This is a genomic window from Streptomyces sp. NPDC059456 (genome assembly GCF_042750055.1).
Lineage (GTDB): Bacteria > Actinomycetota > Actinomycetes > Streptomycetales > Streptomycetaceae > Streptomyces.
Window position 1 is genome coordinate 1 of sequence record NZ_JBHYVA010000035.1, and the last position, 24,697, is coordinate 24,697.

The following is a 24,697-nucleotide window of genomic DNA, read 5'->3' on the forward strand; positions in this document are numbered from 1 at the left end:
GTGCCAGGCACCGGGCGGGCCCCCTTCGGGCTGCGCGCCGCCTACCGCACCAGCGTCGCCGGCCGGGTGGCCCGCGGGGTGTTGCGGCTGGCCAGGAACCGCGGCACGCCGTCCGTCACGACCGCCGAGATGCCGGGCATGTCACCGAGGGACATGGCCTCCAGGGCCGTGGACGCCGCCGAGGCCCGCGGCGCGTCCAGGACGAGCAGGTCGGCCTCGGCGCCCACCCGGATCCGGCCGGCCGGCAGCCCCCAGACGTCCGCCACGTTGCCGGTGGCCAGCGCCCAGGCCCGCGCCGGGTCCAGGGGGCCCAGCGAGGACAGCTCCACCAGCGTCTTCAGCACGGACAGCGGGATCACCCCGAACCCGGAGGGGGTGTCCGAGCCCACCACGATCCGGGCCAGGGCGTCCTCCTCCACGGCCCGGCCCAGGATCCGCAGGGCAGCGCGCAGGTTGCCCGCCTGGACGAGCTGGAGCGCCATCGTGCTCTCGGCCAGCAGGCGGTCCACATCGGCGTCGGGCATCGAGGTCGGGCCGCCGTTGGCGTGCCCGCACACGTTCGGGGCCAGGGCCAGCAGGTCGTCGGCGCGCAGCGAGGCGGAACCGGCGGCGCTGGCACCGCCCGCGTGGCACATCACGACCAGGCCGTGGGCCCGCGCCCAGCGGATCTGCTCGACGCCGTCGAGCGCCTTCTCGTACGCGCCGAACCCGAACTTGGCCAGCCACACCCCGCAGCGGGCCAGGTAGGCGAAGTCCTCCTCGGTCAGGGTGGGTTCGAGCAGCACGTTGCCCGCGTGGACCCGCATGCCGCCGGGCCGGTACGCGTCGAAGCTGGCCCGGGCCGCGACGGCGAGCGCCTTGACGCCCTCCCGGTCGCGGGGCCGCCCCGGCACGTGCACCTCGCCCGCCGAGATGGTCCGGGTGATCCCGCCGTGGACGTACCCCTCCAGGTAGTCCACCGCCTTCTGGCGCGGCGAGTAGTCGCCGAACGTGACGTGCCCGTGCGAGTCGATGAGGCCGGGGGCCACGGTGGCCCCGCCCGCGTCCAGGACGCGGTCCGCCGCGGCGACCTGCGCGGCCAGGCCGTCGGCCCGGCCGACCGCGGTGATGACCCCGTCGGCGCACAGCACCGTGTCGGCGTCCTCGATCAGGGGGTGCGCGAGATCGCCGGAGACCAGGGTCCCGGCGCCCACGACGGCCAATGTGGCCACCGGTTCACCTCTTCCTTTTCCTTGCGTACGGGTTTGCCTACGGGGTTTCGTACGGGTTCTGCCGGTCGGCGGATCAGGGAGCGGGACGGCGCGGCGGCACCGGCAGCCCGAGGTGCTCGCGCAGGGTGTCCCCGGTGTAGTCCTTGCGGTACAGGCCGCGCCGCTGGAGCACGGGCACCACCAGTTCGGTGAACGCGGTCACCGAACCGGGCACGTACGCCGGGTAGATGTTGAACCCGTCGGCGGCGCCGCCCTCGAACCACTCCTGGATCATGTCGGCCACCTCCTCCGGGTTGCCGACCACCGTGTGCGAGAGCTCGGACGGCGCCGCGTGCACCAGGTCCCCGTACGTGATCCGGCGGGGGCCGTCGACGGTCCTGCGGGTCAGCCGGGTGATCTCCGCCAGCCGCAGGGCGCCCTCCTCGGACACCGCGGCCAGGGTCTCGGCCGGCACCTCCGCGGCCAGGTCGTTGCCGCGCAGCTCCACCCCGAACACCCGGCTCGCGGAGGACAGGTTGCGCCGGTGGCCCTCGCCGATGCCGCCCTTGCGGACGAGCTCGCCCGGCTCCTCCTCCGGGTCCAGCACCAGGAGCGAGTTGAGCAGGTCGTACAGTTCGACGGCCTCCTCGGTGGTCGGCGCGACGATCGGCGTCAGCCCGGGCAGGATGGTGACCCGGTCCGCCCGGCCGTGGCGGGCCGCCCGCTCCTTGATGTCGGCGTAGTACGCCTGGCGCAGCGCGAAGGTCGGCTGCATGCCGGCGAAGACGATGTCGGCCTCGCGGGCGCTGAGTTCGCGGGACTGGTCCGAGGTGCCGGCGTTGAACAGCACCACCTGTCCCTGCGGGGGCCGCGCCACGTCCAGCGGCCCGTCCACCGAGAAGTGCGTGCCCCGGTGACCGAGCGGGCGCGGCCCGGACCCGGCGCCGGCGCCGCTGTCCCACAGGTCGCGGACCACCTGGAGGCACTCCTGCGCCCACGCGTAGCGCTTGGCGGTGTCCCAGTGCTCCTCGCGGCCGAAGTTGAACGCGGCCGCCGTGTCGGCGCCGGTGACCAGGTTCCACGCGGCGCGCCCGGCGCTTACGTGGTCCAGGGAGGCCAGCAGCCGGGCGATGGAGTACGGGTCGGAGTAGGTCGGGTTGGCGGTGACCACCACCCCGATCCGGCTGGTGGCCGCGGCGATCGCGGTGGCCGTGGCGAAGGGCTCCAGCCGTGAGATCTGCGCCGGGTTGCTGTGCTGCAGGTCCGGGTCGCTTGCCAGCCGGTCGCCGAGGAACACGAAGTCGAACTTGGCGCGTTCGGCCTCCGCACTGACCTCCTGGATCAGAGCGATGTCGTACGCCGCGTCCGCGCGCGCGTCCGGGTGGCGCCAGCCCGCGGCGTGCGTGCCGGTGGCCCAGAACATCAGGCCGAGATGGAGCTGTCGTTCGGTGGGCATGCCCTCAATTCCTTTCCGGGCCGGCGGCGATCCGCTCGGCGAAGCGGTTCGCGGGCCGGGTCAGCCCGAAGTGACCGCGCAGCGTGTCGGCGGTGTACGTGGCCGGAAACCGTCCGGCGGCGGTCAGCAGCGGCAGCACGGTGTCGGTGAACTCCCCTATGCCGTCGACGTTCCCGGCGCCGCCCTCGGGAGCGGGAGCCGGGAACCGCACGGTGAATCCCTCTACCGCGCCCCGGTCGAACCAGGCGCCGAGCCGTTCGGCGACCTGCCCGGGCGTGCCGGTCAGCACCGCACGGCCGCGGTCCGACGCCGGGGCGCCGGCCAGCTCGTGCAGCGCGCGGGCCCGCTCCTCGGTGGCGGCGACGAACGGGGTGACCACCCCGAGCCGGGGCCGGCCGCCGGCCTGCGCCGCGGTGGGCGCGGAGTCGGGGTCGCCGACGGCCAGCACGTCGGCGTGGGCCGAGACCAGCGGGTCGGCGGCGTCGGCGAGGACCACCGGGTGCCCCTGGGGCGGGCGGACCACGTTCAGCGGCCCGCGGACGCGCAGGGTGCCGCGGTGGTCCAGGACGTGCACGCGGCCGCTGTCGATGAACCGGCCGGTGCCCTTCTCGTGGACGAAGGCACCGTCCTCCCAGGTGTCCCACAGGTTCTGGACGACGGGTACGAACTCGCGGGCCCGGGCCTCCCGGTCGGTGAGCGGATCCACCCCCTCGCGACGGTGGTTGGCGTCGGCGGCGGCGTCGGGACCGGTGATCACCCGCCAGCCGGCCCGGCCATGGCTGATGTGGTCCACCGAGGCGACCATACGGGCCAGGTTGTACGCCTCGTTGTAGGCGGGCGCGGCGGTCATGACGAGGCCGATCCGGCTGGTGCTGACGGCCAGCAGGGACGCCGCGACCAGCGACGCCGGCATGCCGGGCCCGGCGGGGCCGGCGGCCGGGCGGTCCCCGAGGACGAGGTGGTGGACCCCGGCGGCCTCGGCCTTGCGGGCGACGGCCAGCAGGAAGGCGGTGGGGTCCGCAGGACCCGCCTCGGGCAGTTCGTAACCCAGGAGCATTCCCGTGCTCACGTGGTGCCTCCAATGACAGGGGAGAACAGACGGGCAGAGCATCGTGGAGAGGGGGGAAGAGGAGACGCGGCCGCAACGGACAACCGCACAGGGGGCGGCGGCGGGAACGCGTGACGGTTCGATGCCGGCCGGAGACAGGTGCTCCGTCGCGTCGGCAGAACCGGGCAGACTCGCCGGAAGCTAACACGATCTTGGAGGGGCCTACAAGCGGTCCGGTGGCCCCATGCGTACGGTTCCGGCCAAGGCGGTCAGCCCCTCCGCGGCCGGCCCGAAGTCCTGGGCGTCCACGATCAGTCCGTGCACGGCGTGGTGCACCAGCAGCATGGCCCAGATCTCCTGCTCGACCAGATCGGGGCCGCGCGAGCGCAGCAGCTCGATCCCGGACAGCCCGCCGGCGAGGATGTCCTCCACCATGTCGGTCAGCCCCCAGCGGCTGCGGTGCGCCTCGATCAGCTGGGCCGCGGCCGCCTCCTCGGGCGCGAGCAGCGTGGTGATCAGCCGCTGCGCGGGACCCGGCCAGCCGTCGTGGTCGTACGGGATCACCCGCACCGGCACCGGGGCGGCGGCCGGCGCCTCCGGTTCCGCCAGCCGCGAGAGGTAGCTGCCGTCCGCCAGGACCTCGTCCACCGGCAGCGGCCAGTCCGGTCCGGCCCGCCACAGCAGGTCGGCCCGGGTACCGGCGGCCTGCCGCCACAAGCCCACGGACAGCGCGTCGAGTTCGGCGAGCAGCAGGGTCCCCTCGCCGAGCGAGGGCAGCAGTTCCAGCGCCAGGCAGGCGGAACCCAGGGCCGGCGGGCCCACCGCCGCGTCGAGGACCGCGTGCGCGTCGCAGTGCCCGAGTGCGACCAGCCGCACCTGCGGCACCGTGCCCCGGTCCGCGGTCACCGCCGTGCCGAACCGGTCCCGGTTGGCGTGGGTGTCGGGCACGCACAGCGTGAGCGCGTCGAGCGTCACCGGCCGCCGCGTCCCGGGCGGCGCCTGCGGAACGGAACGCGGGGCGACCGTACGGAACAACAGCCGCAGCGGGGCGGGTCCCAGCCGCTGCCGGGCCTGGGCGAGCGCCGACGGCGTGGGCATGCGCCAGCCACGGGCCCAGCCGTGCTTGCGGGCCAGCCCCCGCATGAGCCTGCGCATCACCTCCTCGTGGCCGGCCGAGGGGTACAGCCACATGGCCAGGGCGTGATAGACCATGGTCCGGGCGGACAGCGTCCGCGAGCGCTGCTCGGTGCGGCTGGCGGCCGCGACCGCCTCGTCCACGAGGGCCGGCGGAAAGGCCCAGGTCAGAATGCCGGCGGTAATTCCGTCCGCCTGGCGGGCGTAATCCGCCGAAGCCACATCGCCGGCGCGCACCATTTCGGGTCCTCCTTTTGCCGATCGGGTTTGGTGGGGTGGAGGGTGCATATTCTCACGCTCCGCCACGCCCCGTGCGCGTTATGCGATTTCCGGCACCCCGGCAAAGAAATTCAAAAAAGAAGGGTGAGTTCCATCAAGCGCAATTCAATGACCGGTCGGCCGGTGCTCGTCGGCACCGTCACCCTGGATTTCCTGCACGAAGGCCCGCTGGGCCGCGGCCAGGACCCGGCCACCGTGCGGTGGGGCGGGGTGGCCAACAACGCCGCCTGCGCACTCGCCGCGCGCGGCGCCCGGCCGGCCCTGGCGACCGTGGCGTACACCGGCGAGCTCGGCCCGGCGGTCGGCGGACATCTGGCCGGAAACGGCGTGGAGTGGCTGCGGCTGCCCGAACGGGCGCCGCTGCCAGTGTTCCACGCCGAACTGGTCGAGGGGTCCGTGGCCGACAAGAGGTTCCTCGGCGAGCGGGCCCTCGGCCTGATCACGCCCGGACTCCTCGACCGGTCCCGGGGCCTGTTCGAGGACGCGGGCGTGCTGGCCGCCGGTACGGACGCCGAGGAGCCGGGGCTGGCCTGGCTGGCCGACGCCGCTGCGGCCCGGGGCCTGCCGTTCTGGCTGCTGTCCGCCGACCCCAACGAGGTGTCCAAACTGCGTCCGCTGGGCCGCGGGGCCGATCTCGTCGCCCTGAACCTGCGCGAACTCTCGCTGTGGGCCGGGCGGCCGCCGCGGACGCGGGAGGAACTCGTGGCCGCCGCCCGCAGGCTGCCCGCCCCCGGCGGGCACTGCCTGGTCACCCTCGGTGCGGACGGAGCCCTGCTGGTGCCCGCGGACGGCTCCGCGCCGGTCCACCAGCCGGCCGTCTCCCTGGCCGGCGAGGTGATCACGGTCGGAGCCGGCGACGTGCTGTTCGGCTGTCTGCTGGCCGGCCGGCTGGCGGGCCTGGACTGGGCCCCGGCACTCGCCGAGGCCACCGTCTTGACCAGCCGTTTCCTCGGCGCGCCGGAGGACGCTGCGCACCCGTACGAGGTTCTGGCGGACCCGGCGAGGGCCTGAACCGCCGCCGCCGGCTGTCACACCCGGCGGGCCTGGATCGTCTTGAAGGGTGGGCGGCGGCCGGGAAGTCGGCGCCGATCCCGGATATCGATCATCACGGAGGCCGGAAGTGACCACTCAGAAGGTGAACGAGACCCTGACCCAGGTGGGTCCTGGCACCCCCATGGGGCAGTTGCTTCGTGAGTACTGGCTGCCCGTCATGCGGTCGGAGCGGATCGCGGAACGGGGCGGCGCCCCGCTCCCGGTGGAACTGCTCGGCGAGAAGTACGTGTTCTTCCGCGCGGACGACGGCACCGTCGGCTGCTTCGCCGAGGCCTGCCCGCACCGCGGGGCCTCGCTGGTCCTGGCCCGCAACGAGGACTGCGCGCTGCGGTGCATCTACCACGGCTGGAAGTTCGACGTCTCGGGCAGGGTGCTGGAGACCCCCTCCGAGCCCGAGGAGGACGGCCCCCGGTTCGGCGAGCGGGTCAAGCTGCTGCACCACCCGGTCGTCGAGGCCGGCGGTCTCGTCTGGGTCTGGCTCGGCGGCAGCGGCCGCGAGCCCGGGCCCTTCCCGGAGTTCCCGTTCACCAAGCTCCCCGCGGAGAACGTCTTCGCCACCATCGCCCTGGTGGACTGCAACTGGCTGCAGGGCCTGGAGGCGGACATCGACTCCGCCCACGTCTCCCTGCTGCACGAGACCGAGGCCCGCAACGGGCCGCTGAAGGACCTGCTGGACGACACGGCCCCGCGCGACGACATCGACCCGCAGCCGTACGGACTGCGCTTCGCGGCCCTGCGCACCCTCTCCTCGGGGGAGACCCTGGCCCGGGTGAAGCCCTTCGCCATGCCCTGGTACACGGTGGTGCCCGAACTGCCGAACGGGGACCGGCTCTGGCACGCCTGGGTTCCGGTCAACGACCACCAGACGATCATGTGGTACCTGTGGTGGAACGACGACCAGCCCGTCGATCCGTCCTACTTCAGCGAGCAGTTCGGCCTGGACCTGGACACGCTCAACCCGGACAACATCCGGGAGGGCCACACCAGCGAGAACGGCTGGGGCCAGGACCGGCAGGCCATGCGCGACGGCAAGAGCTTCTCCGGCATCCGCGGACTGGTCCTCCAGGACGTGGCCGTGCAGGAGAGCATGGGCCCGATCGTCGACCGCACCGTCGAGAACCCCGGCAAGAGCGACCGCGGCATCGTCCGCACCCGCCGCTTCCTGCTCGACGCCCTCAAGGCGCACGCCGCCGGCGGGACCCCCGCGGGTCTGGGCCCCGACGCCGACTACGCCGCGGTGCGCTCCGCCGTGATCGTCGTCCCCGAGGGCGAGGACTGGCGCTCCGCGTCCGCGTAGCCCCCGGCCCCAGGCCACCCCAGTGAAAGGGACCTCTCATGGCCACCGTCCTGTCCGTTTCGGGGAGTCCCTCGGCGACCTCCCGGACCACCGGGCTGCTGCGGCACCTGGACGCCCGACTCCTCGCCCAAGGGCACGAGGTGACCCGCCTCGACGTCCGTTCCCTGCCGGCCGAACCCCTGCTCAGGGCCGATGTGCGGCATCCCGCGATCGTGGCGGCGGCCGCGCTCTTCGAGCGTGCGGACGGCATCGTCATCGGCACGCCGATCTACAAGGCCGCCTACTCCGGACTGCTGAAATCGCTGCTCGACCTGCTGCCGCAGTACGCGTTGGCGGGCAAGGCGGTACTGCCGCTGGCCACCGGCGGGAGCACCGCCCACGTCCTGGCCATCGACTACGCGCTGCGGCCGGTGCTGGCCTCCATGGGCGCCGCGTACATCGCGCCGGGCTGGTTCACCCTCGACCGGCACATCACCCTGGGGGAGGCCGGCGCGGTGAGCGTGGCCGCGGAATCCGCCGTGGGTCTGGAACGGGTCACCGACCAATTCTCCGCCGCGCTCTGCGATCGCCGGGCACCGGTCGGCGCTGTTCTTTAACGCATTCCCGCGACACCTTTACGAAGTCTCACGACGCCGTCCGTACCGGCCGGCCCGGATATCCCCGGGACCGGTCGGCCGGGCGGCGTTTCCGCATGTCAGAGGCCCTGCCGGGATGATCGGCCGGGTTGTGGACGCCATGCAGGGATCAATTAAGTTAAGCGCCCGGTAAGTCATCGGAATCGCCGTCCGGATGCCTCAGAGTTATCGGTTTCTGGCCGAAACCATGGCTTTCGGAAGGGTGGTGCAATGTTTCGGCCAGCTCTTAACTGAATTGGCGTGGATCCACCCAAGATCCCCTTCCCAACCCTCAGGGCCTGTGCTTGACTGACACTCGATTGGTGCTTGAGATTCCATATGTACGCCCGATGTAGCGGGGGCTGTTTCATGACGGAACGTCATCTTCTCCTTGTCAATCTCCGGCGCATCCAGAGGGAAGGGCTCGAGTCCCTGCTCGCCGCCCGGCGCCTCGGATACCGAGTGGTTCTCCTCGGCCGGTCCATTCCTGAATTCGCAAAGCCGCTCGTCCATGAATTCCGGCAGGTCGACACGTACGACCGCGCCGCATCCATCGCAGCGGCCCGCGAACTCCACGCAACCTACGCATTCGCCGGCGTCGCCAACTTCACCGAAGTCGACGTCCAGCTGGTATCGGCCATCGCCGCCGATCTCGGACTTCCCGGAATGTCCGAGACCGCCGCCCTCCGGGCCCGCAACAAGTACGTCATGAAGGACGCGCTGCGGCACCTGGACGGGGTCCTCCCGCGCTTCGCCAAGGTCACCGACCTGGCCGGCCTGCAGGCCGCCGTCGACGAAGTCGGGCTCCCGGCCGTGGTCAAGCCCACCGGCGCCTCCGGGTCGAAGGGCATCTTCGAACTGCGCCGGCCGGAGGACCTCGACGCGGCGATGGAGCGCCTCGCCGACATCGCCCGGCCCGACTTCGACCCGGTGTTCAAGCAGTTCGGCGCCGAGTTCATCGTCGAGGAGTTCCTCGAAGGCGACGAACTGAGCGTCGAGGGCTTCGTATCCGGCGGTGAGGTCCACATCGTGACCGTCACCGACAAGATCACCAGTGTGCCGTTCCACCTGGAACTGGAGCACAAGGTGCCCAGCGCCCTGCCCGCGGACGCCTGGGCCGAGATCAGCGCCACCACCAAGGACATCGTCGGCGCCCTGGAGTTCGACAACTGCTCCTTCCACCTGGAAGCCAAGTGGGGTGAGCGGGGCCTGCGGTTCATCGAGATCGCCGGCCGCCCCGCCGGCGACTACATCGGCTCCCACCTCGTGCCGCTGGCCACCGGCGTCGACTACTTCGAGAACGTGATCCGCGTCGCCACCGGCGAGCCGCTGCGGCTGGAGCACGACCGGCAGCTCAACGCCGGCCTGCGCTTCGTCCTGGCCGAGCGGGCGGGCCGGTTCGAGGGCGCCGACGGCCTGACGCCCCTCGGCGGGGAAGCGGGCTACGACCACTTCTTCACCGAGGTCCCCGTCGGCACCGAAGTGGCGCTGCCGCCGGAGAACTTCGGCCAGCAGCGGGTGATCGCGGTCATCGCCCGCCATGCCACCCGCGAGGGGCTGGAACAGCTCCTCCACCGTGTCACCACCGAGGCGACGGCCAGGATCACACCTGCCGCCGACCCCGCGGAATGACCCGGAGCACGCTGGAACGGAGGGCGTGCTCATGAAGGTGGCCCTCCTCGGCTGCGGCCAGATGGGCCGGGCCGCCGCGTACGCGCTGGCCACGGACCCCGGCACCGAGGAGCTGCTGCTCCTGGACCGGGATCCCGGCCAGGCCGCCGCCCTGCGGGACTGGTTACAGGACGGCGGCGGGACCGGGAACCGGCCCGCCGCCACGGTCCGGGCCGCCACCGGCCTCGACTCCGCCCTCGGCGGGTGCGAGGTCGTCGCGATGGCGATGCCCTGGGCTCCCACCGGCGAGGCCCTGCACGCCGCGGTCGGAGCCGGCCGCCCGGTCGCCGCCATCACCCGGCCGCCCACCGCCGAACTGTCCCTGCTCGACACCCGGATCCGGTCCGCCGGCGGCACCGTACTGCTGCCGGTCGGCCTGGAACCCGGCCTGACCGAACTGCTCGCCGTCCACCTCGCGCAGCGGCTCGACCGGGTCCACTCCCTGGAGATCTACTGCGGGGGCATACCCACCGAGCCCCGCGAACCCATCGGCTACACCGCGTTCTTCGGCGGCGAGAACGACCACCACCTGCCGATCGCCCAGCGCGAGGCACTGGCCCTGGACGGGGGCCGGCCGGTTCACCACCCCCGGTTCTCCGGAGTGGTGACCCGCGAATACGCCGGCGTCGGCCAGCTGGAGGCCTACCACGACGGGATGGCCCCCTGGCTGGGCGAACACCCCGCCCTCCGCGACGCGGACTGCACCCAGAAGACCCTGCGCTGGCCGGGCTTCGCCCGCGTCGTCACCGAACTGGCCCGGCTCGGCCTGCTGGCCGACGACCCGGTCGACGTGGACGGGTCCCGCGTCATCCCCCGGCGCCTGGTCGAGCGCGTGCTCTCCCCGCAGGTGCGGGCCACGGCGGACGACCGGGACGCGGTGGTCCTGGACCTCACCGCCCACGGGGAACTCGAGGGCCGGCCCGCTTCCCTGCGCACCACCGTCGTGGACATCGCCGACGAGGCGACCGGCCTGTCCGCGATGGCCCGCACCACCGGGTTCACCCTGGCCGCCGCCACCCGGCTGCTCGCCGAGCGGGCCGTCACCGGCACCGGGTGGATCAAACCGCACCTCGCCCTGTCCCAGGAGCTGACGGAGCGAGTGATGCAGTCGCTGACCGGGCGCGGAGTCACCTGGCTGCCGGCCCACGAGGTCGCCGAAGCCGAACGCCCCCACCTGTAACGGGAGCCCCATGATGAGTACAACACCGCGAACCTACGACCTGGTGGGCATAGGCTTAGGCCCCTCCAACCTCAGCCTCGCCGCCCTCACCTCGCGGGAGCCCGGCTTCTCCGCCGTGTTCCTCGACCGCAAGGACGCCTTCGACTGGCACCCCGGCCTGATGGTGCCGGACGCAGAGATGCAGGTGCACTTCCTGAAGGACCTGGTCACACCGGTCGACCCGACCAACCCGCACTCCTTCCTCGCCTTCCAGGTGGAGCAGAAGCGGCTGTACCGGCTGCTGGTCACCGGCCGGTCCAAGGTGCCGCGGCGCGAGTTCGAGCAGTACTGCCGCTGGGTGTCGCAGCGCCTGGACAACCTCCGGTTCGGCGTCACCACCGAGACCGTCGAATGGGACGGCTCCGCCTTCCTGGTGCACACCACCGACGGCGTCCTGCGCGCCCGCAACGTGGCCACCGGCACCGGACTCACCGCCAAACTCCCGCAGTGCGCCGTCGGCCACGACCCCGAGACGGTCTTCCACGCCGAACAGCTCATGCGCAGGCCGCGCGAGTTCGCGGGCAAGCGGGTGGCCGTGATCGGCGGCGGCCAAAGCGGCGCCGAGGTCGTCAGCCACCTGCTCGCCTCCGAGGCGCAGCGCCCGGCACGGATCGTATGGGGCACGCGGCGCACCAACCTGCTGCCGCTGGACGACAGTCCCTTCGTGGACGAGCTCTTCCTGCCCGACTACAGCCGCCACTTCCACAGCCTCCCCGAGGCCGAACGCGAAGACGTGGTGCGACGGCTGCGGATGGCCAGCGACGGCATCTCCCTGTCCACCCTCCAGGACCTCTACCGGCGCCTGTACGACCTGGAACTGCTGGAGGGCGGCGGCCGGCCCTGCCGGATCCTGCTCGACCAGCACCTCACCGCCCTGACCCGCACCCCGGAGGGGCTCGCCACCACCTGGCAGGCGTCCCGCGGCGGCGACCCGGTGCACGAGGACGTCGACATCGTGATCTGCGCCACCGGCTACGAGCACGGCATGTCCGAGCCGCTCCTCGGCCTGAAGGACCGGCTCAACCTGCACGACGGACTGCCCGTCGTCCGCTCCGACTTCAGCCTCGACTGGGACGGGCCGGCCGGCCACCGCGTGTACGTGCAGAACGCGGCCCGCCGCGAGTTCGGCGTCGCCGACCCCAACCTGAGCCTGCTGGCCTGGCGCAGCGCCGTCATCGCCAACAGCCTGCTCGGCCGCGAGCGGTACGACACCGGGTCCGTCAGCACCGCCCTGGACTGGGAGCCGCTGGGCTCCGACGCGCCGGACCCGAGCCGGCCGGGGGCCGTCGCGGCCGGACGGGCCTGATCCCGCACACGACCCTTCCCGAGAGGAGCAGTGGGGCGTCCACGGCCGGCTCCGGCCGCACGGCGTTCCGCGCCCAGCCATGCACGTCATACGCATCCCCCGCACGGTCGGGGAACTCGACCTGCCCGACTTCGTCCGCAGCGTCGAGCCCGCCTGGGCCGGCCGGGGCACCCTCCCCTTCAACCTCCGCCGGGTCACCCTCCGCCCCGGCGAGAGGACCGCCCCGCACAACCACCACGACACCGAGGTGTGGGTGGTCCTGGACGGCGAGGGCGAGGTCGCCTCGGACGGGCAGACCGTCCGGGTCGGCGCCGGCGACACCGTACGCCTGCCGCCGCTGGGCGTCCACACCCTGCACAACACCGCCGACGACCGCCCGCTGACCTTCCTCACCACCTGGTGGGAGGACATGGCCGCCCTCGACGAGGCGCACGGCGAGCGCGCGGAGCACACCGGCGCAGCCGAGCGCCCCGTCCTGCTGCTGCCCTCCTTCCCCACCCCGAACGGCGAGCTGCACCTCGGCCACATGGTCGGCCCGTTCCTCGGCGCGGACCTGGTCCGGCGCGGCCTGGAAGGCCGCGGGACCGAGGCCCGCCTGCTGCTCGGCACCGTCGGCCACCAGTCCCAGGTGGCCTCCGCCGCCATCAGCCGGGGCCTGTCCTTCTACGAACTGGCCGAACGCAACACCGACGCCATCCAGGAAGCCCTCACCGCGGCCGACGTCCGCTGGGACGTCTTCGTCCGCCCCTCCTCGCCCGAGTACCCCCGGGTGGCCCTGGAGATCTTCGAGGACCTCCGGGCCAAGGGCGCCGTGGTCACCAAGACCGTACGGGCCAACCACTGCGCCCCCTGCGGCACGTTCCTCTTCGAGGCGTTCGTCGCGGGAGCCTGCCCGCACTGCGGCTCGCACGACACCGCCGGCATCGAGTGCGAGGCCTGCGCGCTGCCCTTCGCCGACGAGGAGCTGCGCGAGCCGAGCTGCGCCACCTGCGGCACCCCCGCCGAGCAGCGCGACCTCACCCGCTGGTACCTGCCCCTGGAGCCGCTGCGCGAGAAGCTCACCGCGTACCTGCGCACCGTCCACATGAGCGCCCGGCTGCGCACGTACGTCGACCGGGTCCTCGCCGGACCGCTGCCCGACCTCCCGGTCAGCACCGTCGCCCCCGACGGGATCCTGGTCCCCGCCGACCCCACCGGGGGCACCGAGGGCCAGCGCATGTACTCCGCCTTCGAACTCGCGGCCCGCTTCGTCACCGCCCTCGACGCCCTCGCCCGGGACAAGGGCGAGACCGGCTGGCGCGAGTACGTCCGGGCGAACGACCCGCGCACGGTGCTGTTCTTCGGCTTCGACAACGCCTTCCTGCGCACGATCGTCTTCCCGGCCGTCCTCGGCTCGTTCACCGACCGGCCGGCCCTGCCCGACACGATGATCTGCAACGAGTTCTACACGCTGGACGGGCAGAAGTTCTCCACCGGCCGGATGCACGCCATCTGGGGCCGCGAGGTCTTCCGCGAGCAGACCCGCGACCAGCTGCGGCTCCACCTGGCCGGCACCCGGCCCGACATCCGCCGCCGGGACTTCGTCATCGACGAATACGCCGCGTTCGTCCGGACCGAGCTCCTCGACGGCTGGGAGCCCTGGCTCGCCTCCGTCGCCGCCCGCGTCGGCAAGCACTTCGGCGGCGACGCCCCCGAGGCGGGCAGCTGGAACGCCGAGGCCGAGCGGTTCTACGGACAGATCCGCGAGTTCCGCGCCGCACTGCCCCGGGCCCTGCAGCCCGAGCGGTTCGACTCCCGCGGCGCGGCCGAACTGCTCCGTACGTTCGTCCACCGGGCCCGCCGCTTCGCGGAGGTGGCCGAGGACGTGCTCGCCGCCGGCGCGCCCTCGGGCGACGCCCGTACCTGCGTGGCACTGGAACTGATGGCCGTGCGCACGCTGGCCGAGACGGCCCGTCCCCTCGTGCCCGTCCTGGCCGCCCGGCTCGACGAACAGCTCGGCACGGCGGGAGCGGTGGCGACGGACACCCCGCAGTGGGTCCCCGCGGGTACCCCGGTGCGCCTGGCCGGCCCGTACTTCACGGCGGACGTGGCGATCAGGACCGCCCGCTGACCCGGCGCGCCCCGCGCGTCACCCCGGCTTCCTCCCCCTCCATTTCGTCCCCCTCCATTTCTTCCTTCCGGTAGTGAAAGGGCACAACGTGAACACGGACAAGTCTGCCGAGCTGTACTCCCGCGCGGTCGAGGTCATGCCCGGCGGCAACAGCCGTACCGCCGTCTACAGCGCTCCGTACCCGGTCTACATCCAGTCCGGCAACGGCGCCCGGGTGACCGACGCCGACGGCGTCGAGCGCCTCGACTTCCTCAACAACAGCACCACCCTGATCCACGGCCACGCCCACCCCGAGATGGTCAAGGCGGTCACCGAAGCCGTGGGCCGCGGCGCCAGCTTCGGCATGCCCACCCCGGTCGAGGTCGAGTACGCCGAGGCGCTCTCGGCCCGCAACGAGACCTTCGAGCACGTCCGCTTCACCAGCTCGGGCACCGAGGCCGTGATGATGGCCGTCCAGGCGGCCCGCGCCTACACCAAGCGCCCCAAGATCGCCAAGATCGCGGGTGCCTACCACGGTGCCTACGACGCGGTCGCCGTCAACAACGACGGCTCCGGCTCGCTCATCAACCACGCCGTCACCGGCAACCCCGCGGGCGTGGTCGACAACACCGTCGTGTTCCCCTTCAACGACGCCGAGGGCGCCCTCGCGGTGCTCCGCGAGCACGCCGACGACCTGGCCTGCGTGCTGATCGACCCGGTGCCGTGGCGGATCGGCCTGGTCCCGGCCGAGAAGGAGTACCTGGACGCACTGCGCGCCTTCTGCGACGAGACCGGCGCCCTGCTCATCTCCGACGAGGTCGGCTCCTACCGCGTCGGCTACCACGGCGCCATGCACCTGCTCGGCAGCGAGGCCGACCTGACCGTCCTCGGCAAGGTCATCGGCGGCGGCATGCCGATCGGCGCGGTCGCCGGCCGCCGGAAGTTCATGGGCGTCTTCGACCCGAGCCAGGGCTCCCCGGCGCTGCCGCACTCCGGCTCGTACAACGCCAACCCCGTCAGCATGAGCTCCGGCGTGACCTCCCTGCGCCTGCTCACGCCCGAGGCCCACGAGCGCATCGGCGAGCTCGGCGAGCGGGCCCGCACCGCCATGCGCGCCACGATCGAGTCCACCGGACTCGACTGGCAGGTCAACGGCCTCGGCTCGCTGTTCCGCGTCATCGCCACCAGCGCCCCCCAGGGCTACACCAGCCCGGCGGCGGCCATGAAGCGCCTGTACTGGGTGCTGCTGGACAACGGGGTCCACATCGGCGACAGCGGCCTCGGCTGCATCTCCACCCCCATGACCGACGAGGACGTCACCGCGTTCGCCGAGGCCTTCGACACGAGCGTGCGCCAGGTGCTGGCCGAGGGCCGGGCCTGATCCGTGTCGGGGGGGGGCCGGGCCACCACCCCCCCCCCCCCCCCCGCCCGCGTCCGCCGGGTGTGGCACGCGGCGCAGCAGGCCATCGCGGCGTGGGCCGCGGGCCGCACGTTCGTGCTGCTGGGCGGGCCGGCCGCGCTGGGCGCTGGCTCCGTCGCGGACCCCGCCGGGGCGGGCCCCGCGCAGTTCCCGTACGCGATGCTCCCCGCGGCGGCCCCGGCCGCCGCCTTCTGCCTCGTCCTGACCGCCCTCGAAGGCGGCGTCCTGGCCACCGCCGAGCGCCGGCCCGCCCGCACGGCATGGGACGGGCTGCTCACCCGCGCCCTGGCCCCGCACTGCGTGCACGGCCTCGCCGGGCTGATGATGGCCGTCATGTGGCGCAGCCCCTACGGGCTCGCGGCCGCCCTGCTCGTCCTGCTGCCGATGTACGTCTCCTGCTGGGTCTTCGCCCAGTACCACCGCGAGCGGGCCGCCCACCAGGCCACGATCCGGGCGCTCGTCCAGGCCGTCGACCTGAAGGACCGCTACACGCGCGGCCACGGCGAGCGCGTCGGCCAGGCCTCCGCGATGATCGCCCGGGAGCTGGGCATGCCCGCGGACCGGCTCGAAGTCGTCCGCATCGCCGGGATCCTGCACGACATCGGCAAGATCGGCGTCCCGACCCGGCTGCTGCGCAAGGACGGCCCGCTCACCCCCGAGGAGCGCCGGGTGATCGAGCTCCACCCCGAGTACGGGCACGAGATGGTGCGCGGGATCGGCTTCCTGGGCGAGGCCCGGTCGGCGATCCTGCACCACCACGAGCGGGTCGACGGCTCCGGCTATCCGTACGGGCTGGCCGGTGAGCAGATCCCGGTGCCGGCCCGGGTGGTGGCGGTGGCCGACGCCTTCGACGCGATGACCTCGACCCGCTCCTACAGCCGGGCACGGCCGGTGCCGGTGGCGCTGGCCGAGCTGGAACGGTGTGCGGGGGCGCACTTCGATCCGGTGATGGTGCGTGCGCTCGTCACCTCCGTCGGACGGCACGGCTGGCACCCGGTGGTCACCGCGGACGACGACGTCCAGGTGATCCCGGCCGGCTCCGCACCCCCTGCCGCCTCCCCCTCCGCATCCTCCTCCGCTTCACCTTCCGCTTCGCCCTCCGCTTCCGCTTCCGGTCCGGCCCCCGGGGCGGTCGCCGCCACCGCCGCGGTCGCCCCCGTCGGCGCGGCGGTCCGGGACCCCGCCGGCCCCGGGCTGGCCGGGCTCCCGGCCCAGGGCGCCCGCCTCGTCGTACGGACCGTGGACCCGCGGGCCGGGCGGGAGCCGGACGGCGGGGACGAGCCGTGAGGGGCGCGGTCGTCCGGGTGGTGCTCGGCGCCGCCGGGGTGATCACCCTGGCCGGGCTCGCCCACACCCTCTGGTACGGAATCGTCGAACCCGGCACCGCCCTGGCCTTCGGCGCCCTGATCGCCTGCGGCGAGCTCGCCCGCCGTGACACCGGTGACGCCCGGGGCCGCCGGGCCGGCCCGGGCGGCGGCGCCCCCGGGCCGGCCGGGGACGCGGCGCAGGACCGCCAGCCCGCGCCGCTGGGCTCCGCCGGCGCCCTCGCCTACGCCCTGCTCGGCCCGAACGCCGCCCAGCCCACCCACCACGGCGTGCTCCAGATCGTCGCGGTCGTCGTCGCCGCCGTGCTCGCCGGGATCGTCCCGCACGTCGCCCGGGGCGGCGGGCCCACCGCCGACCACCTGGCCCGACGGGTCCTGACCGTGTCCTTCGCCGCCGTCTGCTTCCAGCCGCTCTACAACTCGGGCCGGCTGGCGCAGGGGATCGGGCAGGGTCCGTACCTCGTCCTCTTCCTGCTGTTCCTGCTCGGCCTGACCGCCCTGTGCGACGCCGTGCTCGCCGCCGCGCTGGCCGGCGCCCGCACGGGCTGGCCGTACGGGCCGTTGCTGCGCGACGAGCTGCGTGCCCAGCTCGGCATCGGCTCGGCGATCTGCGCCACCGGGGTCGTCATGGCCCTGGGGGTGGCCGTCGCCGGGCTGTGGGCCCTGCCCGTCTTCTGCGTGCCCCTGCTGCTGACCCAGCTGTCCTTCCACCGGATCACCGCGATCCGCACCACCTACCGCCAGACCATCACCTCCCTGGCCCGCGCCACCGAGATCGCAGGCTGTACCCGCCCGGGGCACGCCCGCCGGGTCGCCGCGCTGAGCTGCGCCGTCGGCCGGGAGCTCGGCCTGTCGGAGCGGGAGCTCACGGTGCTGGAGTACGCCGCCCTCATGCACGACATCGGCCAGCTCTCCCTCGTCGACCCGGTCCGGTCCGGGGCCACCGCCGCACTGCCCGCCGCCGAGGCCCGCCGGATCGCCGCTCTGGGCGGGGAGGTGGCCCGCCAGACCGGGGTGCCCGCCGAGGTGGCCGTGGTGGTGGAGCGGCAGGCGGACCCGTACCGGGACCAGCCGGTCGCGGCGCGCATCGTACGGGCGGTCAACGCCTACGACGACCTGCTCGGCGGGAGCCGTCACCCGGGCGGGTCACTGGCGGCGCTGGAGCAGCTGCGGCTGGGCACCGGGCACGACTACCAGCCAGAGGTCGTGGAATGTCTTGCAAGGGTTCTGGCCAGGGGCGGACGTGACAGAGTTGTTCCCGTCCCACCCGGGTAACCCATGGGTAATGAGCGGCCGTCCGAGTGGGCATGGTTGGATGCCAGTAGGAGTGTCCGCAAGGCTGCACCGTTGTCCCCCAGCCACCGCTGGGAGGTGCCCCCAGGCAGGCGGGAATTGTGAGGATCTTCGGGAAGGTACGGCATCGGCCCTCCGCCTCGTGGCGGCAGGCCACCGACCGCGCGTTCACGCTGATCGGCGACGGGCGGTACGAGGACGCGGGCGCGCTGCTCACCAGAGCCGCGGACCTGGAGCCCTGGCTGTCCGAGTCCTGGTTCAACCTCGCCCTGCTGCACAAGTTCCGGCACGACTGGGAGCAGGCCCGCGCCGCCGGCCTGCGGGCCGTGGCCCTGCTGGACCGCGAGACCGGCGCCCCGGACTGGTGGAACGTCGGCATCGCCGCGACCGCGCTGCAGGACTGGCCGCTGGCCCGCCGGGCCTGGCAGGCGTACGGACTGAAGGTGCCCGGAGACCCGCACGGCCCGGGCGCCCACCCCGCGAAGGGCGGCGGCGAGCCCGTCGGCATGGAGCTCGGCAGCGCCGCGGTGCGGCTCTCGCCCGAGGGCGAGGCCGAGGTCGTGTGGGGCCGCAGGCTCGATCCGGCCCGCATGGAGGTCCTCTCGATCCCGCTGCCCTCCTCGGGGCGGCGCTGGGGCGAGGTCGTCCTGCACGACGGGGTCCCGCACGGCGAGCGGGTCACCGCGGCCGGTCCCTCGTACCCGGTCTTCGACGAGATCGAGCTGTGGGCGCCCTCCCCGGTGCCGACCTGGGTGGTGCTGCTGGAGGCGGCCACCGAGGAGGACCGTGACGCACTGGAGCAGCTGGCCTCGGACGCGGGCTTCGCCGCCGAGGACTGGTCGTCCTCGGTGCGGCTGCTGTGCCGGACCTGCTCGGAGAGCGTGATGCCGAGCGGCGAGGGCGACGGGGAGCACCTGGACCCGCACGACCACAGCGAACCGGGACACCCCGGCCCGCTGGGCCACCGTACGAACGGCTCCGGGGCCCTGTGGGTCCCCGAGCGCGAATGCGGCATCGCGGCACCGGCCGGCCTGGTGCGCGGACTGCTCGACGGCTGGGTCGCGGACAGCCCGGAGACCCGTGAATGGCGGGATCTCGAAGAGGTCTGCTGACCGGCACCGTAGGCTGTACCGGCACATTGTGAACGGGTGGACTTACGGAAGGCGTACGGCGGACATGGCGCAGCAGGAGAACGAGGTCGTCGAGGTCGTGAACGACGGGTACGTCGTGGACACCGAGGACTGTGAGGCGCGCGAGCTCGCCCACCGCGAGCGCGGCACCGCCCGCCCGATCACGGTGGTCGGCAACCCCGTGCTGCACCGGGAGTGCAAGGACGTCACCGAGTTCGGCGACGAACTGGCGCAGCTGATCGACGACATGTTCGCCAGCCAGAAGGCCGCCGAGGGCGTGGGCCTCGCCGCGAACCAGATCGGCGTGGACGCCAAGGTCTTCGTCTACGACTGCCCGGACGACGACGGCGTGCGCCACACCGGCGTCGTGGTCAACCCGAAGCCGGTCGAGCTGCCGGCCGCCTCGCGCGTGCTCGACGACTCCAACGAGGGCTGCCTGTCGGTCCCGACCGCCTACGCCGCGCTGGCCCGCCCGGACTACGCCGAGGTGACCGGCCAGGACGCCCGGGGCAACCCGATCAAGGTGCGCGGCACGGGCTACTTCGCGCGCTGCCTCCAGCACGAGACGGACCACCTGTACGGGTACCTGTACATCGACCGCCTCTCGAAGCGCGACCGCAAGGACGCCCTGCGCCAGATGGAAGAGGGCACCCCGCGCTACGCGACGGTCCCGAACGCCTAGCCCCGAGCAGCCCAGGCCCAGGCCCCGGCCCCGGCTCCCGTGCCGCACGCCGGACGGCGTCCGGCACCGGGCCCGGGGCGGCCGTCCGCTAGCCGCGGCCCAGCAGCAGCCGCAGATCGTCCGGCAGGGGCATCGGCGTCGAGATGCCCACCGCCGTACGCCCGGTGTTCCCCCACGGCACGCGCCCGGTCAGCGACCCGGCCCCGGCCACCAGGATCCGCACCACCTGACCTACCGTCTCCGCCCGGTCCCGGCAGCGCACCGCGAGCCGGAACATGTGCCAGTGGGCACGGGTGTGGGGCCAGGCCCAGGCCTGGGAGATGATGTGCGCCCGCTCCAGGGCGGTCCACATGGCCCGGGTGTCGGGCGCGGCGTCGCGGGCGCGGCGCAGCTCGTCCTCGAAGGCCCGGCGGACGGCGGCCGGCATGGTCTTGCCCGTACAGGCGGCCACGCACTTCCTGATCGTTTTTCTCATGCGTCCACGGTGGCGCCGCGGGCCCGCCGATGCTTGAACGAACCTGCTACATCCACCGGACGGTGCGGGTGAAGTCCGACGGCGCGATCCCGAACATCCGCCGCCACACGCGGCTCAGATGCGCCCCGTCCGCGAAGCCCGCGCCGTGCGCCGCGTCCGTCAGGGAGTGCCCCCGGGAGGACAGTTCGGCGGCCCGCATCAGCCGCAGCCACAGCACGTACGGCCGGAACGGCAGCCCGAGTTCCGCCCGGAACAGGTGCGCGAGACGGCTCTCCGACAGGCACGCCACCTCGGCCGCCCGGGACAGCGGCACCGGCTCCCGGCCGGGCAGCCACTCCAGCACCCGCGCCAGCCCCGGATGCGCCGCCGCGACGGGCTGCGGCCCTCCGGGCAGTACGGCGTCCAGCGCGCACGCCGCCTCGAAGGCGTCGGCGGGCAGGGTCTCGGCCGGTACGAGGTCCCCCGCGTCCCCGGCCAGCGCCGCGAGCCGGCGCCCCGCGGAGGAGAGCGGGTCGTAGTGCAGCACCACCCCGCACGGCACCCCGCGCAGCACCGCGTGGCGCACCCCGGCCGGGACCACGTACGCCCGGCACCCGAAGGGTTCCCCGTCCGGCCCGGCCAGCAGCAGCTCGTCGCCGCCCAGCGCCGCGATGACCTGCACGGAGTGGTGCGCGTGCACACCGGCGGACCCGACGGCGCCCCCGTACAGCAGGCCGCCCGGCCGCAGCCGGGCGCGTCCCGCCCACCGGCCGGCGGCCGTGCCGGCCGGCCCCGGACACGACGAAGCGCCCCCGCCCGAGAACCCGGAGGACCGGGTGTTGCTCCCCATGGGCGGGGACGCTATCAAGCCGTACGGCGGCGGCCGGTGGGGACTTAGAAGTCCTCGTCCAGGTCGACCGTGCCCTCGACCGCGACCTGGTAGGCCGACGGACGGCGCTCGAAGAAGTTCGTCAGCTCCTGCACGCCCTGGAGCTCCATGAACGAGAACGGGTTCTGCGAGCCGTACACCGGCGGGAAGCCGAGGCGGACCAGGCGCTGGTCCGCGACGCACTCCAGGTACTCGCGCATCGACTCGGTGTTCATGCCCGGCAGGCCGTCACCGCACAGGTCGCGGCCGAACTGCAGCTCCGCCTCCACGGCCTCCTTCAGCATGTCCGTGACCTGCTGCCGGAGGGCGTCGTCGAAGAGCTCCGGCTCCTCCTTGCGGACGGTGTCCACGACCTCGAACGCGAAGTTCATGTGCATGGTCTCGTCGCGGAACACCCAGTTGGTGCCGGTGGCGAGGCCGTGCAGCAGGCCGCGCGAGCGGAACCAGTACACGTACGCGAAGGCGCCGTAGAAGAACAGGCCCTCGATGCACGCCGCGAAGCAGATCAGGTTCAGCAGGAAGCGGCGGCGGTCGGCCTGGGTCTCCAGGCGCTCGATCTTCTCGACCGAGTCCATCCACTTGAAGCAGAACTGCGCCTTCTCGCGGATCGACGGGATCTCCTCGACCGCGTCGAACGCGGCCGCGCGGTCGTCCGGGTCGGGCAGGTAGGTGTCGAGCAGCGTCAGGTAGAACTGGACGTGCACGGCCTCCTCGAACAGCTGGCGCGACAGGTACAGGCGCGCCTCCGGGGAGTTGATGTGCTTGTAGAGCGTCAGCACCAGGTTGTTCGAGACGATCGAGTCGCCCGTCGCGAAGAACGCGACCAGACGGCCGATCATGTGCTGCTCGGCGGGCGTCAGCTTCGAGAGGTCCGCGACGTCCGAGTGGAGGTCGACCTCCTCGACGGTCCAGGTGTTCTTGATCGCGTCCCGGTAGCGCTCGTAGAAGTCCGGGTAGCGCATGGGACGCAGCGTCAGCTCGAAGCCCGGGTCGAGGAGGTTCTTCTTGTCGGTGGAGCTCATTACTGGCAGGCCTCGCAGGACTCGGGGTTCTCAAGGGAGCAGGCGAGCGCTTCCGCGGCCGCGGCCTCGGCGGCGGCGTCGGCCAGGGGGAGCGCTGCGGGGGTGGCCGCCTGCGCGGCGCGGGCGATCTTCGTCGCCGGGCGCGAACGCAGGTAGTACGTGGTCTTCAGCCCCTGCTTCCAGGCGTACGCGTACATCGAGGACAGCTTCCCGATGGTCGGCGTCTCCAGGAACAGGTTCAGCGACTGCGACTGGTCGAGGAACGGCGTACGGGCCGCCGCCATGTCGATCAGACCGCGCTGCGGGATCTCCCACGCCGTGCGGTACAGCTCGCGCACCTCGGCCGGGATCCAGCCGAAGCCCTGGACCGAGCCGCTGGAGTCGCGCAGCGCCTCGCGGGTCTGCGCGTCCCACACGCCGAGCTTCTTGAGCGCCTCCACCAGGTAGCCGTTGACCTGGAGGAACTCGCCCGACAGCGTCTCGCGCTTGAACAGGTTGGAGACCTGCGGCTCGATGCACTCGTACACACCGGCGATCGAGGCGATCGTCGCCGTCGGGGCGATGGCGAGGAGCAGCGAGTTGCGCATGCCGGACTTCGTGACGCGTGCGCGCAGGGCGTCCCAGCGCTCCGGCCAGTTCAGCTCGGTGTCGTAGTGATCCGGGTGCAGGACACCGCGGGCGGTACGGGTCTGCTCCCAGGCCGGGAGCGGTCCGCTGCGCTCGGCGAGGTCGCAGGAGGCCTCGTACGCGGCCAGCATGATCCGCTCGGAGAGCTTGGTGGACAGCGCCTTCGCCTCGGCGGAGTCGAACGGCAGCTTCAGCTTGAAGAAGACGTCCTGGAGGCCCATCGCGCCCAGGCCCACCGGACGCCAGCGGGCGTTGGAGCGGCCGGCCTGCTCGGTCGGGTAGAAGTTGATGTCGACCACGCGGTCGAGGAAGGTGACGGCGGTGCGGACGGTCTCGTCCAGCCGCTCCCAGTCGATGTCACCCGTCTCGGGGAGCACGAAGGCGCCCAGGTTGACCGAGCCGAGGTTGCAGACGGCGGTCTCGCCGTCGTTGGTGACCTCGATGATCTCGGTGCACAGGTTCGAGGAGTGGACGACGGTGCCCGGCTCGGCGGTCTGGTTCGCCGTGCGGTTGGAGGCGTCCTTGAAGGTCATCCAGCCCTGGCCGGTCTGCGCGAGGGTGCGCATCATCCGGCCGTACAGGTCGCGCGCGGGCATGGTCTTGCGGGCCAGGCCGTCCGCCTCGGCCTTGCGGTAGGCGGCGTCGAACTCGTCGCCCCACAGGTCGACCAGCTCGGGCACGTCGGCCGGGGAGAACAGCGACCAGTCGGCGTCCGCGTTGACGCGGCGCATGAACTCGTCCGGCACCCAGTGCGCCAGGTTCAGGTTGTGCGTGCGGCGCTGGTCCTCGCCGGTGTTGTCGCGGAGCTCCAGGAACTCCTCGATGTCCGCGTGCCAGGTCTCCAGGTAGACGGCGGCGGCGCCCTTGCGGCGGCCACCCTGGTTCACGGCGGCGACGGAGGCGTCGAGGGTCTTCAGGAACGGCACGATGCCGTTGGAGTGGCCGTTCGTACCGCGGATCAGCGAACCGCGGGCGCGGATGCGGGAGTACGAGAGGCCGATGCCGCCGGCGTGCTTCGACAGGCGGGCGACCTGGTGGTAGCGGTCGTAGATCGAGTCCAGCTCGTCCAGCGGGGAGTCCAGCAGGTAGCAGGAGGACATCTGCGGGTGCCGGGTGCCGGAGTTGAAGAGCGTGGGGGAGGACGGCAGGTAGTCGAGGCGGCTCATCAGCCGGTACAGCGAGGCCACTTCCTCGACGGCCTGGACGCTGTCGTTCTCGGCGAGACCGCACGCCACGCGCAGCATGAAGTGCTGCGGGGTCTCGATCACCTGGCGGGTGATCGGGTGGCGCAGCAGGTAGCGGCTGTGCAGGGTGCGCAGGCCGAAGAAGCCGAAGCGGTCGTCGGCGCCCTCGGCGAGCGTGTGCTCGACCAGCGCGTCCAGGCGGCTCGCGTGCAGCTCCACGAACTCGGCGGTGCGGTCCGCGATCAGGCCCTCGCGGTGACCGACCTCGACGTATGCTGAGAAGTAGTTGTCTCCCTGTCCTGCGGCTTACTCTGC

Annotated in this window: 18 protein-coding genes and 2 pseudogenes; 12 read left to right on the forward strand and 8 right to left on the reverse strand. The window is 72.9% G+C overall.

Translation table 11 applies throughout. From position 1 onward, the window contains the following. Positions 1 to 41: 41 nt before the first annotated feature. The 4 genes from ACFXA3_RS05625 to ACFXA3_RS05640 all read right to left on the reverse strand — a co-directional run bounded on the left by ACFXA3_RS05625 (position 42) and on the right by ACFXA3_RS05640 (position 5,068). On the reverse strand, positions 42 to 1,211 hold the full coding sequence (locus tag ACFXA3_RS05625; protein WP_385182376.1) for an amidohydrolase family protein: 1,170 nt from the start codon (positions 1,209 to 1,211) through the stop codon (positions 42 to 44). Positions 1,212 to 1,284: 73 nt separating this feature from the next. After that, on the reverse strand, positions 1,285 to 2,646 hold the full coding sequence (locus tag ACFXA3_RS05630; RefSeq protein ID WP_385182379.1) for an LLM class flavin-dependent oxidoreductase: 1,362 nt from the start codon (positions 2,644 to 2,646) through the stop codon (positions 1,285 to 1,287). A gap of 4 nt (positions 2,647 to 2,650) precedes the next feature. Continuing rightward, complete coding sequence (locus ACFXA3_RS05635; protein ID WP_385182382.1) at positions 2,651 to 3,715, reverse strand: LLM class flavin-dependent oxidoreductase; 1,065 nt, start codon at positions 3,713 to 3,715, stop codon at positions 2,651 to 2,653. 201 nt (positions 3,716 to 3,916) lie between these two features. Next, positions 3,917 to 5,068: a transposase domain-containing protein gene (locus tag ACFXA3_RS05640; RefSeq protein ID WP_385182385.1), complete on the reverse strand. Its 1,152-nt coding sequence runs from the start codon at positions 5,066 to 5,068 to the stop codon at positions 3,917 to 3,919. Between the two features lie 123 nt (positions 5,069 to 5,191). Here ACFXA3_RS05640 and ACFXA3_RS05645 point away from each other — a divergent pair, with 123 nt between their 5' ends. The 12 genes and pseudogenes from ACFXA3_RS05645 (at position 5,192) to def (ending at position 20,206) form a co-directional block, all read left to right on the forward strand. Beyond that, positions 5,192 to 6,118 (forward strand): PfkB family carbohydrate kinase, encoded by a 927-nt coding sequence (locus ACFXA3_RS05645; protein WP_385182388.1) that lies wholly within the window; start codon positions 5,192 to 5,194, stop codon positions 6,116 to 6,118. A 109-nt stretch (positions 6,119 to 6,227) separates the two neighbouring features. Then, a complete protein-coding gene (locus ACFXA3_RS05650; RefSeq protein ID WP_385182391.1) occupies positions 6,228 to 7,457 on the forward strand; it encodes a Rieske 2Fe-2S domain-containing protein in 1,230 nt (409 codons plus the stop codon). A gap of 38 nt (positions 7,458 to 7,495) precedes the next feature. Continuing rightward, complete coding sequence (ssuE, locus tag ACFXA3_RS05655; RefSeq protein ID WP_385182394.1) at positions 7,496 to 8,053, forward strand: NADPH-dependent FMN reductase; 558 nt, start codon at positions 7,496 to 7,498, stop codon at positions 8,051 to 8,053. 387 nt (positions 8,054 to 8,440) lie between these two features. Beyond that, complete coding sequence (locus ACFXA3_RS05660; protein ID WP_385182396.1) at positions 8,441 to 9,703, forward strand: acetyl-CoA carboxylase biotin carboxylase subunit family protein; 1,263 nt, start codon at positions 8,441 to 8,443, stop codon at positions 9,701 to 9,703. A 31-nt stretch (positions 9,704 to 9,734) separates the two neighbouring features. Continuing rightward, a complete protein-coding gene (locus ACFXA3_RS05665; protein WP_385182399.1) occupies positions 9,735 to 10,922 on the forward strand; it encodes a saccharopine dehydrogenase family protein in 1,188 nt (395 codons plus the stop codon). Positions 10,923 to 10,935: 13 nt separating this feature from the next. Further along, complete coding sequence (locus ACFXA3_RS05670; protein ID WP_385182401.1) at positions 10,936 to 12,267, forward strand: lysine N(6)-hydroxylase/L-ornithine N(5)-oxygenase family protein; 1,332 nt, start codon at positions 10,936 to 10,938, stop codon at positions 12,265 to 12,267. A gap of 79 nt (positions 12,268 to 12,346) precedes the next feature. Next, positions 12,347 to 14,377: a class I tRNA ligase family protein gene (locus ACFXA3_RS05675; protein WP_385182404.1), complete on the forward strand. Its 2,031-nt coding sequence runs from the start codon at positions 12,347 to 12,349 to the stop codon at positions 14,375 to 14,377. Positions 14,378 to 14,465: 88 nt separating this feature from the next. Continuing rightward, positions 14,466 to 15,737, forward strand: coding sequence for an aspartate aminotransferase family protein (locus ACFXA3_RS05680; protein ID WP_385182406.1), 1,272 nt, complete (start codon positions 14,466 to 14,468; stop codon positions 15,735 to 15,737). Positions 15,738 to 15,779: 42 nt separating this feature from the next. Continuing rightward, positions 15,780 to 16,841, forward strand: a pseudogene (locus tag ACFXA3_RS05685) (HD-GYP domain-containing protein); the annotation flags it as partial. 218 nt (positions 16,842 to 17,059) lie between these two features. Beyond that, positions 17,060 to 18,376, forward strand: a complete 1,317-nt coding sequence (locus tag ACFXA3_RS05690) for an HD-GYP domain-containing protein (RefSeq protein ID WP_385182408.1) — start codon at positions 17,060 to 17,062, stop codon at positions 18,374 to 18,376. Positions 18,377 to 18,495: 119 nt separating this feature from the next. Then, on the forward strand, positions 18,496 to 19,506 hold the full coding sequence (locus ACFXA3_RS05695; protein WP_385182409.1) for a tetratricopeptide repeat protein: 1,011 nt from the start codon (positions 18,496 to 18,498) through the stop codon (positions 19,504 to 19,506). Positions 19,507 to 19,570: 64 nt separating this feature from the next. Further along, positions 19,571 to 20,206: a peptide deformylase gene (def, locus tag ACFXA3_RS05700; RefSeq protein WP_385182412.1), complete on the forward strand. Its 636-nt coding sequence runs from the start codon at positions 19,571 to 19,573 to the stop codon at positions 20,204 to 20,206. A gap of 88 nt (positions 20,207 to 20,294) precedes the next feature. Here the strand turns inward: def and ACFXA3_RS05705 are convergent, their stop codons facing one another. From ACFXA3_RS05705 to ACFXA3_RS05720, 4 genes and pseudogenes are all read right to left on the reverse strand, one after another. Beyond that, positions 20,295 to 20,681, reverse strand: coding sequence for a DUF3703 domain-containing protein (locus ACFXA3_RS05705; protein ID WP_385182414.1), 387 nt, complete (start codon positions 20,679 to 20,681; stop codon positions 20,295 to 20,297). 46 nt (positions 20,682 to 20,727) lie between these two features. Then, positions 20,728 to 21,510 (reverse strand): helix-turn-helix domain-containing protein, encoded by a 783-nt coding sequence (locus tag ACFXA3_RS05710; protein WP_385182417.1) that lies wholly within the window; start codon positions 21,508 to 21,510, stop codon positions 20,728 to 20,730. Between the two features lie 44 nt (positions 21,511 to 21,554). Next, entirely contained in the window at positions 21,555 to 22,571 is a 1,017-nt protein-coding gene (locus tag ACFXA3_RS05715; RefSeq protein ID WP_385182420.1) for a ribonucleotide-diphosphate reductase subunit beta, read from the reverse strand. Next, positions 22,571 to 24,664 (reverse strand): annotated as a pseudogene (locus ACFXA3_RS05720) (ribonucleoside-diphosphate reductase subunit alpha); the annotation flags it as partial. The pseudogene ACFXA3_RS05720 and the gene ACFXA3_RS05715, both read right to left, overlap by 1 nt. Positions 24,665 to 24,697: the final 33 nt, after the last annotated feature.